Raw genomic sequence first — 11,913 nt, forward strand, 5'->3', positions numbered from 1 at the left:
ATTAACTTCATTTTCTGTTTGAAAATTATCGCTTTCTCCCTATATTTAGGTAAGCATAAAGGAAAAGAGAAATGAAAAAAATAAATAAATTAGGTGCAATTGCATCGGTGTTTGCTATCGCCCTTGCTTTGAGTGCATTTAGCTTCCAACAGGAAAAACCTAAAGAAGAACCAAAACCGACCAATCTAAAAGTTCTTCCCAAGAATATCTCCCACGATGAATTGATTTCTACGATGAAGGAATTTAATGTCGCTTTGGGCGTAAAATGTGGTTTCTGTCACGCACCATCGAAAGAGGATCCTAAAAAAATGGATTTTGCAAGTGACGATAACCACAAAAAAGAAATTGGACGAGCGATGATTAAGATGACCCAAAAGATAAACAAAAAGTATTTTAATCGTAGCTGGGATAGCTCGCCTGCCAAAGCTATTTCCTGTAAAACCTGTCATGGCGGAAAAGAAGAACCAGAGATGGTCTTGGCAAAAAACTAATCAAACCACATATTCATGTAACACCATAATACCCTGTATTATGGTGTTTTTTATTTCTAATACATTTTAATGGAGAAAGCTGAAAAGCAGAAGAATGAGGCCATTAGTTTTGGAAATGACCTTAAGCTAAGCATAAAAAGCAGTGAGCAAGTAAGTAAGAAGTAAGTAAATAAAAAAAGCTTCTCTATTGAGAAGCTTTAGTACCCGGAGCCGGAGTCGAACCGGCACGGTTTCCCACTGGTGTTTGAGACCAGCGCGTCTACCAATTCCGCCATCCGGGCATATCCGTTTGGGATGATGCAAAAGTAAGCAAAGTTTTTATTATTCCAAATCACCATAACGCGCATTTTTAAAACTCACTGAAAATGAATGAGAAAATTTTAAAAAAACTTTTCACTGCCCTATCAATTGATTGAAAATGGCCTTTTTTACGTAATTTTAATCAGGAAACAATCAAATGATCATGGAAAAAGTAAAACTCGGAAACAGTGAAATTGAATTCAAACCTCTTGTCTTTGGTGGAAATGTATTTGGCTGGACCGTCGATGAGAAACAGTCTTTCGCCCTGTTAGATGCTTTTATCGATATGGGATTCAGTCTTATTGATACATCCAACAACTATTCACATTGGGTCCCGGGGCACAGTGGGTCCGAATCAGAAACAATTATTGGCAAATGGATCAGCAAAAGAGATATTCGCGATAAAATTCAGATTGCAACAAAAGTCGGCGGACGTCGAATAGACAATAGTAAACCTAATCTTAAAAAAGAGTATATTATTAAATCTGTGGAAGATTCCCTCCTTCGGTTGAACGTAGACACAATCGATCTTTATCAATCTCATCACGATGATCTGACAACTGGAATCGATGAAACACTGGAGGCTTATCATCACCTGATCCAGACTGGAAAAATAAAATGGATCGGTGCTTCAAACCTAAGTCCAGAACGTATTTCAGAATCCCTCCAAATAGCCGAAGACCACAATTTACCATATTATATCGCTATCCAGCCTGAATATAACCTTTACGACCGTATGAAATACGAAGAGCAGTATGAACAATTGGCCGTTGATAATCATCTGGGCGTAATCAGTTACTATTCACTTGCCAGTGGCTTCCTGTCGGGCAAATACCGCTCTATTGATGACATCAAAGAGACTAAGCGTTACGATGCATTAAAAGACAGGTTTAACGCGCGCGGCCTGCGCATTTTAGATGTGTTGGCTGAGATAGCACACACACAACAAGCTAGTATGTCAGCTATTGCCTTAGCCTGGAATTTACACAGGCCCTCAGTTACGGCGCCTATTGTAAGTGCAACCAGTATCCAACAGCTCGAGGAGCTCAGCAGAGCTGTAGAAATTAAGCTGACACCGGAAGAGTGTTTTCTCTTGGACAAAGCAAGCTCTTACTAGACTAAAAACAAGGGAAAAACAATTTAACACACTGAAAATAATAGTATTAAAAACACTTCAATTGCATTACCAAATAATATTTGGCCACACAGCATACAAGAAAGTGAAATGACCTTAATTTAAGAAAACATATTAGTTAGATAACGAATATAAGTTCCTGTTTTTCAAATATAAAAAATGGCTAACAAAATAATATTCTGTTAGCCATTTTTGTTAATACCTCGTTGACTTTACTCAGGTGACTTATCTTATCTTTTCATTCAACAAAGATAGAATGGAAACAGGCACCATTGTACTGATATCTCCTCCATTAAACCATACGTCTCTAACAATGGATGAAGAAATATGAGCCTTTCCAGATCTACTCATTAAAAAATAGCTTTCAACATCATTATTGAGCAATAAATTATTTTGAGCAACAGCGTTTTCAAATTCAAAATCATTAGTATTTCGGAGCCCACGCAATATAAAACGCGCTTTAACTTGCTTACAGAAATCTACTGTAAGACCTTTATATTTATGCACCTCAACCCTACTTACGTCCTTAAAAACACGGCTAATTGAATCTACCCGCTCGTCGTGATCTAACATTCCTTTTTTATTGGCGTTATAGCCCACGGCAATAATAATTTTATCAAATAGCGGCATTGCTCTCTCAACAAGATCTTGATGAGCTAAAGTAAAGGGATCAAAAGAGCCCGGAAAAACAGCAATTTTCATATTAGATAGTCTTAGCGTAAAAGGAAAATGATGAATACCCGTATTTTCTAGTTTCTATAAAATTTGGATGATCTTCCATCTGTCTTGTTGACGGATGCTCAACAACAAGAAGCCCATGTTCATGTAACAATTCTTGTTCAAAAATTAATTTTGGCAATTGTGGCAATTTGGGAATATCATAAGGTGGGTCTGCAAAAATAAAATCATAAGTATTCTTACAGCTGGCAATAAACTTAAATACATCGGCTTTCCTTGCTTTAATTTGCTCCAGTTTCATCTTCCCGGCCGTATCATTAATATATTGCACGCATTTGAAATGAAGATCTATTGCATCTACTGATTCCACATCCCGTGATGCGAGCTCAAAACTAATATTCCCTGTTCCTGCAAAAAGATCCAGACACTTTAAACGATCAAAATCCAGTCGATTCTGTAAAATATTAAACAGCGCTTCCTTAGCGATATCCGTGGTTGGCCTCACAGGTAAATTGGTCGGTGGGTTCAGCCTTAAACCACCTAAACGACCTCCGATTATTCGCATAGTATAGAATCAAACAATACATTATATGGGGCCAAATTTGACTCGATCTCGCTATCTGCCAATACGACTTTTGTCTTCAAATCCAATATTTCGATATCACCCGCATAAGTAGAGATACGTTTATAATAGGATTCATTTGGAATTTCTCCTGAAAGGAGCACTTTATTGATGGAGTCCCCTAGATTGAATTGTGTTAAAATATTAAGCACATAGTAGCTGATATCATCTAGATTATGAATTTCAAAACTATTATAAAGCTGGAAAACACCATTTTTAAACAGATAAAAATCAACTGTATTGTCAGCTACAAAATGAAGCCCCAACACACTCCCCCTAATGGATACACGCTCCTGTGCACGGTCAAGTACAACCGCAAATTCTGGAAGTATAACAGCATCAGGAAACAACCGCTTCCATCTATTCAATAAAAGTCCATCAAACTGATATACAGCAACTAAATTAAGATTATCTAAAGAATAGCTAAATGTATTTTCAAGATCAGTTGTACCTAAAAACTGTAGGTAATCGCTGATGTTTTCGCTCAGAAAAAATTCTTTTGGAATAAATGTAAAAGTTTGATGTGGTATCACAACGCGGACAAACCGAAACGGAAGGCTCATAATTCGTGTGGCATCCAAAATTGGCTCCTCAGACGGATACTCGATCAAAATCGGTACGATCGACTTTTTATCAACCACCGCCAAGACATCCTTCTGAAAGCCAGCCTTGACCAAAAGATTGTATTCCGGTAAATAATGAATATTAAATTGTTTTGAAATATAATTCATTCGCTGAATTGTAAAAATTAAAACTTCTTAGAGCAAAAATAGCTTTTTCTAGAGGATAAGACAAACCTTTTAAATAACTTTGAGGGTGTTCATCAAAAATCTGTTAATACAGCAATTCCCTTGGCAAGCCACCGAACAGCAGTTGGAGGCTTTCGAATTATTGCAAGAATTTCTACTCGCTTTTGACAAGCAATCCTGCTTTGTACTTAAAGGATACGCGGGTACGGGAAAAACAACGTTAATTTCTGCGCTAGTTAAAGTGCTACCTGCATTGCGAAAAAAAGCTGTTCTGCTCGCGCCAACAGGAAGGGCTGCAAAAGTGATCACCTATTATTCGGGACGCAAGGCACTGACGATCCACAAGAAAATATACCGTAAAAAATCTGCTGTTTCATTCCAGCTGGATTTCACCTTGGCGGAGAACCTGCATGAAGACACTTTATTTATCATCGATGAAGCCTCAATGATCTCCAATGCGTCTGTGAATGCATTTTCGGCAAGCCTTTTGGACGACTTGATCCGTTATGTGCAATCAGGGAAGAACTGTACCCTATTATTTGTTGGAGATACGGCTCAATTACCTCCAGTGGGACTCTTGGATAGTCCTGCCTTAAACCCAAGCTATCTCGAAAGTGAATTCCATCTTTGCGTTTATCCTTTTGAGCTAACCACGGTTGTCCGCCAATCCAAAGACTCCGGTATATTGTATAATGCAACCAAAATACGCGAAGAGATAGCCTCGGCAGAGGAAGATCAAAATGACTTCCCCTTTCCAAAATTCATAACAAATGGATTTAAAGACCTTTACAGGATGACAGGTGAACGGTTAATCGAGGGAATAAACTATGCATATGACAAATATGGGCTCGAAAATACAATGATTATCTGCCGTTCTAATCGATCAGCAAATTTATACAATCAGAATATAAGGAACAGGATTTTGTTCCGGGACGAGGAGCTCACTGGCGGAGATTATATTATGGTTGTAAAAAACAACTACTTCTGGCTGCAGGAAAACAACATGGGCGATGGATTTATTGCAAATGGCGATATGGCGAAAGTCCGAAAAGTAAGTAATATCCACGGTCAGCATGGATTTCGATTTGCAGATGTCACACTTGAATTTGTAGACATTGATGAAATAGAACCCATCACCTGCCGCGTTATCCTAGACAGCCTTTATACAGACAGTCCCAATCTGCCCTATGAAACCCAAAAAGCACTCTACGAAGAGATTGCTTTGGATTATGCCGACATCATGGATAAGAAGGACAGACTCGAAGCAATTAAAAAAGATCCTTATTATAATGCGCTTCAGATTAAATTTGCATTTGCAATTACCTGCCATAAAGCACAAGGCGGCCAGTGGCCAATCGTATTTGTCGACCAGGGTTATATAAACGATGACATGTTGGATCTTGAATTTTTAAGATGGCTATACACTGGGGTTACCCGGGCAACAAAGGAACTTTTTCTGGTCAATTTCAATGAAAACTTCTATCCATCATAGGATTATTACACGAATCATTCGCAAAAGAACCTAATAATAGATATTTTTACGTTCGGAACCATTATTATACAATTATCTATATTATTAATGCATAAGTACTACTTAATCTTAGCGGCGAGCTTATTGCCCTATGTTAGCACTGCACAACAGGCGAAGGAAGCGCCTATAAAGCCCAATTATCAGTTGGCTGCAAAATTCTCCCCTGAAAAATTAAAGAAAATGATTTTTTCGACTAGCATCAAACCAAATTGGATCAATTTTTCCGATCGCTTTTGGTATGATTACGCAAGTCCACAGGGAAGAAACTGGTACATTGTAAACCCTGCGCTGAAAAAGAAAGAACTTCTTTTCAATAATGAAAACATCGCCGCTCAGATTACTAAAATCGTTAAAAATCCTGTAGATGCCCAGCATCTGGAATTACAGGGGCTTCGATTTACCAAAGATGAGAAAAAATTAAGGTTCCAGGTTCAGAGTACCAAAGATACGGTGAAATCCAAAGATGAAATACAAAAGCTCAAGAACAAGTCCGATACGACCAAAAAGAAACTATTTTATTTGGAATATGACTTAGCAGCACAGTCTGTCGTTGAAATCAGTGACTCAACAAAAGTAAAATCACCATTGGGGTGGGCGACATTCTCCCCTGACACCAATACAGTCTATTTTGCGAAAGATTACAACTTGTATTGGATGGATAAATCCAACTATATTAAAGCGGTAAAGAATGAAAAAGACAGCACCATTGTAGAGCACCAGATAACAAAAGACGGTGTACAATATTATGCTTGGGGCGGCGATGAATACAGCACTACTACAGGTGAGGACAAAGACAAAGACAACGATCAGAAACGTAAACGAGTATGGGTCAGCTGGTCGCCGGATGGACGTTATTTTACCTTGACCAGAAAGGACAACCGTTCTCTAAAACCCTTATGGGTAATCAATAATGTTGGCTCATCTAGACCAACACTTGAAACTTATAAATACCAAATGCCGGGCGAAGTCGATTCGACAGAAACTGAACTATATATCTTCGATGCAGCAGCAAAAACTCCACGCCGCATCAATATAGCCGCGTTTAAAAATCAGACCATCTCTACCTGGACAAAAACTCCGGATAAAAATTCTTATAAAGAGGATTATTTTATCAACTACTGGTTAGGCAATAACGACGAGTTCTATATTTCACGCGCTAGCCGTGACCTCAAACGGATTGATCTCCTAAAGGTCAATATAAATGGTACGGTAAACAATATTATCCAGGAGCGTTCCAATGTATATTTGGATGTTCAAAAACCATTCCTTATCGAAAACAAAAAGCAATTAGTCCATTGGTCAGAAAGAGATGGCTGGGGTCACTACTACCTTTACGACACGAATGGAAAATTGATTAATCAAATCACAAAAGGTGCCTTTCATACGGAGGAAATTACCGGTTTAGACCCTGCTTCAGGTACACTATACTTTACAGCATCGGGGCGTGAGAAAAACGAGGACCCCTATTATCTACATCAGTACAGTGTAAATACAAATGGCTCCGGAATTAAATTATTAAACTCAGGAAACTTTGATCACCAAGTGGAAATGAGCGAATCTTCCCGATACTTTGTCAATAATTCCTCTAGAGTAAACACGACTCCTGAATCTGTCTTATACAATAGCAATGGACAGAAAGTAATGACACTGGAAAAGGCAGATCTATCCTTACTATTTGCTGCGGGGTACAAATTCCCGGAACCTTTTAAAGTAAAAGCCGGAGATGGTACCACGGATCTTTATGGAGTCATGTATAAACCATTTGACTTTGACAGTACCAGAACTTACCCCATTGTGGAATATGTATATCCCGGACCCCAAACCGAGGCTGTCAATAAATCTTTTGGAAGAAGTATGGACAGAATCGACAGGCTAGCGCAGTTTGGCTTTATCGTCATCACAGTCGGCAACCGTGGCGGACATCCTTCACGTTCACAATGGTATCATACCTATGGTTATGGCAATTTGCGCGACTATGGTTTGGAAGATAAAAAAGTCGCTGCAGAACAGCTTGCAGATCGTTATAAATACATCGACATTAACCGCGTTGGTATAACTGGCCACTCCGGAGGTGGATTTATGTCTACAGCCGCAATGCTTGTTTACCCTGATTTCTTTAAAGTTGCGGTATCTGGTGCTGGAAACCATGAAAATCAGATTTACAACCGTTGGTGGAGTGAGCGCCATCATGGGGTAACAGAAAAAGTATCCGCTAAAGGCGATACAACATTCTCCTACCAAATCAATAAAAATACGGAGCTCGCAAAAAACCTAAAAGGTAGACTACTTATCGCTACCGGAGATATTGACAATAATGTACACCCGGCAAATTCCATTCGAATGGTAGACGCATTGATAAAGGCTAACAAAAGATTTGATTTCCTGCTATTACCTGGACAAAGACATGGCTTTGGCGATATGACTGAGTATTTCTTTTGGAAAATGGGCGATTACTTTAGCCAATATCTGTTGGGTGATTCCAAGATGAACGAAGTTGACATGACTGAAATGAATCGAGAAAAACCACAAAAATAACGGTTACATGACCTACGATGAAAAATTAGCATTTTTATCCGTTACCTTGAGATCTTTCGAGGTAACGGATTTTTCTTTGGATATTCTTCAAGGAATAACCCTGGCCGATCTGCTGAACATCTCCTTAGAGAAGGACAAAAAGATTGCCTTTCGCGCCGCTTGGGTATTTGAAACCATCGTTTTAAAGAATACAACGTTGCTAAAATCTGTTCTCCCACAGTTCTTGGACAATTTAAAAAAACAAAAGAACTGGAGCTGCCTTAGAAGCTACACTAAAATTTTGCTATTTTTGACGTCGAAAAAAAACAAAGAATATACGCTTCAAAATGAGATAGAAGAAGAAATTATCGAGCATTCCTTCCAATGGATGATTGAACCTACATGTCCTGTCGCTGTACTGGTCAACTGCCTGGACATCTTAAATAACTTGCGAAAGAAGCACCCTTGGGTATATGAGGAGTTGCAGGCCCAGATAAGCTATTTTCAACGGACAAAACCTAGTCCAGCCTTATTGAGCCGGACTAATAAAATTATTCAGCAGAAAAATTAAAATATACTTTTCACTCGCGCTTAAAACAGTGTATTTCCTTTCGAGAGGTTGACACGGCCCAAATGCTTATAAGCAGCCTCGGTACATTCGCGTCCCCTTGACGTCCGCATAATATATCCTTCTTGAATCAGAAAGGGTTCATAGACTTCCTCAATCGTACCTTCATCCTCCCCAACTGCTGTGGCTATGGTTTTTAATCCTACAGGACCACCTTTGAATTTGTCGATAATGGTCGTTAAGATTTTGTTGTCCATCTCGTCTAAACCATTTTCATCCACATTAAGCGCATGCAAAGCATACTTCGCTATTTCTTTATCGATGCTCCCATTGCCCTTTATCTGTGCAAAATCCCGTGTACGACGCAGTAAAGCATTGGCTATCCGGGGCGTCCCTCTGCTCCTTCGTGCAATCTCATAGGCGCCTTCATCAGAAATCGGTGTGTTTAAGATATGAGCCGAGCGCAGCACAATAGTTGTCAGCAGTTTTGCATCATAATATTGTAAGCGTGAATTAATTCCAAAACGTGCACGCAAGGGGGCTGTCAAAAGACCTGAGCGGGTTGTTGCCCCTATCAAGGTAAACGGGTTCAGGGAAATCTGAACAGACCGTGCGTTTGGCCCCGTTTCCAGCATAATGTCAATTTTGAAATCTTCCATTGCCGAATAGAGATATTCCTCTACTAAAGGGCTTAAACGGTGGATCTCATCGATAAACAGGACATCTCCTTCTTCAAGATTTGTCAATAATCCTGCTAAATCACCCGGTTTATCCAATACAGGTCCCGAAGTAATTTTGATACCAACCCCCATCTCATTAGCAATAATATGGGATAAGGTCGTCTTTCCTAAGCCTGGGGGGCCATGCAGCAAAACGTGATCCAGCGCCTCTCCTCTCAGCCTAGCTGCCTTCACAAAAATATTGAGGTTTTCTAATATTTTAGCCTGTCCCGTAAAATCTTCAAAAGCCTGAGGCCGCAAGGCCCGTTCAATATCACGATCTGTATTGCTCAGACGTTCTGGATTTGGATCTAAATTCTCGTTCATTGTGGCAATATTTAATTTCTCTTGTAGCGCTTTCCGATACTTCCTAATTTCAATTGGATAACTCCAAAAAAAGCTTCCTTAAAGATACTTGTGCTCATCTTTGATGTACCTTCGGTCCGGTCTGTGAATATAATGGGTACTTCAACCACATTAAAGCCATATTTTATGGCAGTGAATTTCATCTCAATCTGAAAAGCATAGCCTACAAACTTAATCTTTTCGAGTGGGATTGTCTTGAGGACTTCCCTGGAGAAACAAACAAATCCCGCAGTAGCATCCTGGATATTTATTCCAGTTATAAAACGAACATATACCGAAGCGAAATAGGACATCAGCACACGGCTCATCGGCCAATTGACAACATTCACGCCCTTGATATAACGCGAACCTATGCTCATGTCTGCGCCGTCCACACAAGCCTGCCGTAAGCGAAGCAGATCCTCTGGATTGTGGCTGAAATCAGCATCCATCTCGAAAATATATTGGTAATGTTCGCGGGATAGTGCCCATTTAAATCCATGGATATATGCCGTTCCTAACCCCAGCTTCCCGGTTCGCTCTTCGATAAACAAACGGCCAGTAAATTCATTAACCTGTAAATTCTTGATGATTGTAGCCGTCCCATCGGGAGAACCATCATCTACAATTAAAATATCAAATGCATGTGATAAGGAAAAAACTTTGCGAATGATTTTTTCAATATTTTCCTTTTCATTATATGTTGGAATGATAACTAAACTATCCGTCACTTTTTTATATTTAAGACCAGTAAAGGTAATCATTTACGTTAAATTCTAATACAGGAATTCGATGAAATCTACAGGATAATCAACAATACTCGGGAGAAAAGACAGTAAACCCTTCAAGCTCAAACCAACACACCGGCATCATAAATAAGCGGCATCAATAAGTTACACCCTATAAAAAGAGAAGCCCGCTACTTTGGGAGTAACGAGCTTTCATTAACCAATTATAAACTTAAATTATGAGACTGCAAATATGATGAAAATTGCTTTCATTTACAAATTTATTTGCGTTTTCATGCAACATTTTCAATACAATCTCTATTTTATTTTGCTAAATCGTTTATAAAACATGCATACTACCGCAATCTAACGATCCACCTCCCCCAAAACGATATCAATCGACCCAAGGATCGCTATCAAATCAGCGATCAGCACCCCTTTTCCGAGTTCTGAAATCACCGAAAGGTTATTAAAACTTGGCCCCCTTGATTTTACACGTAATGGAATATCTGATTTATCTTTTGTGACAAAGTAGAACCCTAATTCTCCTTTCGGATTTTCAGCACGGACGTAGTAGTCCTGCGCTTTCAAATTCACTTTCTTCGGAACCAAAGCTCGCGGATCAAATTCGGCTGTGCGTATAAAGTCTTTCTGTAATCGCTCAAGGCATTGCTCAACAATGCGAACAGATTCCTTGACCTCATCTACTCTAACTTTATAACGATCCCAGCAATCACCAAGTGTCCCCATTTCACCTTTTCCCACAGGTATCTCAAAATCAATTTCTGGGTAAACAGAATAGCCATCTATTCTTCTCAAATCCCATTTTATCCCCGAAGCACGCAGCATAGGCCCCGATACACCATAATTTATGGCAACATCAGCAGGAAGTACACCTATTTTAGCTGTACGGGAAATAAATATTTGATTCTGTGTCAATATCTCATCAAGTTCGACCAATTTAGGCTTGAAATAGGCAATAAATTCCGTACAACGCTCTTCAAAGCCAACGGGTAAATCATAAAATAAACCTCCTACCCAAATATAGTTGTACAACATCCGGGAACCTGAGGCCCATTCCAACATATTCATGATATGTTCACGATCCCTAAAACACCACAGAAATGGCGTTGTTGCGCCGATATCAATACCATATGTACCAATAGCTATAAGATGGGATGCTATCCGGTTGAGCTCACAGACCAAAACCCGAATGTACTCTATTCTCTTAGGTATTTTACTGTCGAGTCCAAGCATACGTTCAACCCCCATTACGAAAGCATGGCTATTGTTCATCGAGGCCAGATAGTCCAGGCGATCAGTAAATGGAATTGTTTTTGCATAATTCAACGATTCAGCATGCTTATCAAAACAACGATGCAGATAACCCAAGTGTGGAACAACCTCTTTCACGATCTCTCCGTCTGTAATCAGTTGTAACCGAAGTACACCATGCGTCGAAGGATGCTGAGGTCCCATATTCAACACCATTTCCTGGCTTGAGATCTCTGTGAGGTGTTTTTCATAGCGCAT

General features: G+C 39.4%; 11 protein-coding genes and 1 tRNA gene. 5 read left to right on the forward strand and 7 right to left on the reverse strand.

The features are described 5' to 3' along the window. Positions 1-71: 71 nt before the first annotated feature. Positions 72-491: a c-type cytochrome gene (locus tag HS960_RS08090; RefSeq protein ID WP_075992600.1), complete on the forward strand. Its 420-nt coding sequence runs from the start codon at positions 72-74 to the stop codon at positions 489-491. A gap of 201 nt (positions 492-692) precedes the next feature. Here the strand turns inward: HS960_RS08090 and HS960_RS08095 are convergent. Then, positions 693-772, reverse strand: a tRNA-Leu gene (locus HS960_RS08095). 182 nt (positions 773-954) lie between these two features. Here HS960_RS08095 and HS960_RS08100 point away from each other — a divergent pair. Beyond that, on the forward strand, positions 955-1,908 hold the full coding sequence (locus HS960_RS08100) for an aldo/keto reductase (protein ID WP_159726742.1): 954 nt from the start codon (positions 955-957) through the stop codon (positions 1,906-1,908). 243 nt (positions 1,909-2,151) lie between these two features. Here the strand turns inward: HS960_RS08100 and coaD are convergent, their stop codons facing one another. The 3 genes from coaD to HS960_RS08115 are packed head-to-tail and all read right to left on the reverse strand — an operon-like array spanning position 2,152 to position 3,957. After that, positions 2,152-2,628 (reverse strand): pantetheine-phosphate adenylyltransferase, encoded by a 477-nt coding sequence (coaD, locus tag HS960_RS08105; RefSeq protein ID WP_159726744.1) that lies wholly within the window; start codon positions 2,626-2,628, stop codon positions 2,152-2,154. Position 2,629: 1 nt separating this feature from the next. Next, entirely contained in the window at positions 2,630-3,169 is a 540-nt protein-coding gene (gene rsmD / locus HS960_RS08110; RefSeq protein ID WP_153848506.1) for a 16S rRNA (guanine(966)-N(2))-methyltransferase RsmD, read from the reverse strand. Further along, complete coding sequence (locus HS960_RS08115) at positions 3,160-3,957, reverse strand: DUF3822 family protein (RefSeq protein WP_153848507.1); 798 nt, start codon at positions 3,955-3,957, stop codon at positions 3,160-3,162. The genes rsmD and HS960_RS08115 overlap by 10 nt, the downstream gene beginning before the upstream one ends. Positions 3,958-4,042: 85 nt before the next feature. On the opposite strand from HS960_RS08115, the gene HS960_RS08120 reads away from it, so the two are divergent. The 3 genes from HS960_RS08120 to HS960_RS08130 all read left to right on the forward strand — a co-directional run bounded on the left by HS960_RS08120 (position 4,043) and on the right by HS960_RS08130 (position 8,591). After that, complete coding sequence (locus HS960_RS08120; protein WP_159726746.1) at positions 4,043-5,467, forward strand: ATP-dependent DNA helicase; 1,425 nt, start codon at positions 4,043-4,045, stop codon at positions 5,465-5,467. An 87-nt stretch (positions 5,468-5,554) separates the two neighbouring features. After that, positions 5,555-8,041 carry a S9 family peptidase gene (locus HS960_RS08125; protein ID WP_159726748.1) on the forward strand — a complete coding sequence of 829 codons (2,487 nt, stop codon included), beginning with the start codon at positions 5,555-5,557 and terminating at the stop codon, positions 8,039-8,041. Between the two features lie 7 nt (positions 8,042-8,048). Further along, positions 8,049-8,591 (forward strand): hypothetical protein, encoded by a 543-nt coding sequence (locus HS960_RS08130; protein WP_153848510.1) that lies wholly within the window; start codon positions 8,049-8,051, stop codon positions 8,589-8,591. Positions 8,592-8,611: 20 nt separating this feature from the next. On the opposite strand, the gene ruvB is transcribed toward HS960_RS08130, so the two are convergent. From ruvB to HS960_RS08145, 3 genes are all read right to left on the reverse strand, one after another. Continuing rightward, the gene (gene ruvB, locus HS960_RS08135; protein ID WP_153848511.1) at positions 8,612-9,634 is read right to left on the reverse strand and encodes a Holliday junction branch migration DNA helicase RuvB; all 1,023 of its coding nucleotides are present in this window, start codon (positions 9,632-9,634) and stop codon (positions 8,612-8,614) included. Positions 9,635-9,645: 11 nt separating this feature from the next. Continuing rightward, positions 9,646-10,383 (reverse strand): polyprenol monophosphomannose synthase, encoded by a 738-nt coding sequence (locus tag HS960_RS08140; protein ID WP_153848523.1) that lies wholly within the window; start codon positions 10,381-10,383, stop codon positions 9,646-9,648. 363 nt (positions 10,384-10,746) lie between these two features. Continuing rightward, positions 10,747-11,913, reverse strand: coding sequence for an NADH-quinone oxidoreductase subunit D (locus tag HS960_RS08145; RefSeq protein ID WP_153848524.1), 1,167 nt, complete (start codon positions 11,911-11,913; stop codon positions 10,747-10,749).

The organism is Sphingobacterium paramultivorum (assembly GCF_014109745.1).
Classification (GTDB): Bacteria; Bacteroidota; Bacteroidia; order Sphingobacteriales; family Sphingobacteriaceae; genus Sphingobacterium; species Sphingobacterium paramultivorum.

Bases quoted from the DNA above. Each gene is read 5' to 3' on its own strand.
- HS960_RS08090 (WP_075992600.1), top strand. From the start codon at position 72: ATGAAAAAAATAAATAAATTAGGTGCAATTGCATCGGTGTTTGCTATC.
- HS960_RS08100 (WP_159726742.1), top strand. From the start codon at position 955: ATGGAAAAAGTAAAACTCGGAAACAGTGAAATTGAATTCAAACCTCTT.
- coaD (WP_159726744.1), bottom strand. From the start codon at position 2,628: ATGAAAATTGCTGTTTTTCCGGGCTCTTTTGATCCCTTTACTTTAGCT.
- rsmD (WP_153848506.1), bottom strand. From the start codon at position 3,169: ATGCGAATAATCGGAGGTCGTTTAGGTGGTTTAAGGCTGAACCCACCG.
- HS960_RS08115 (WP_153848507.1), bottom strand. From the start codon at position 3,957: ATGAATTATATTTCAAAACAATTTAATATTCATTATTTACCGGAATAC.
- HS960_RS08125 (WP_159726748.1), top strand. From the start codon at position 5,555: ATGCATAAGTACTACTTAATCTTAGCGGCGAGCTTATTGCCCTATGTT.
- HS960_RS08130 (WP_153848510.1), top strand. From the start codon at position 8,049: ATGACCTACGATGAAAAATTAGCATTTTTATCCGTTACCTTGAGATCT.
- ruvB (WP_153848511.1), bottom strand. From the start codon at position 9,634: ATGAACGAGAATTTAGATCCAAATCCAGAACGTCTGAGCAATACAGAT.
- HS960_RS08145 (WP_153848524.1), bottom strand. From the start codon at position 11,913: ATGCGCTATGAAAAACACCTCACAGAGATCTCAAGCCAGGAAATGGTG.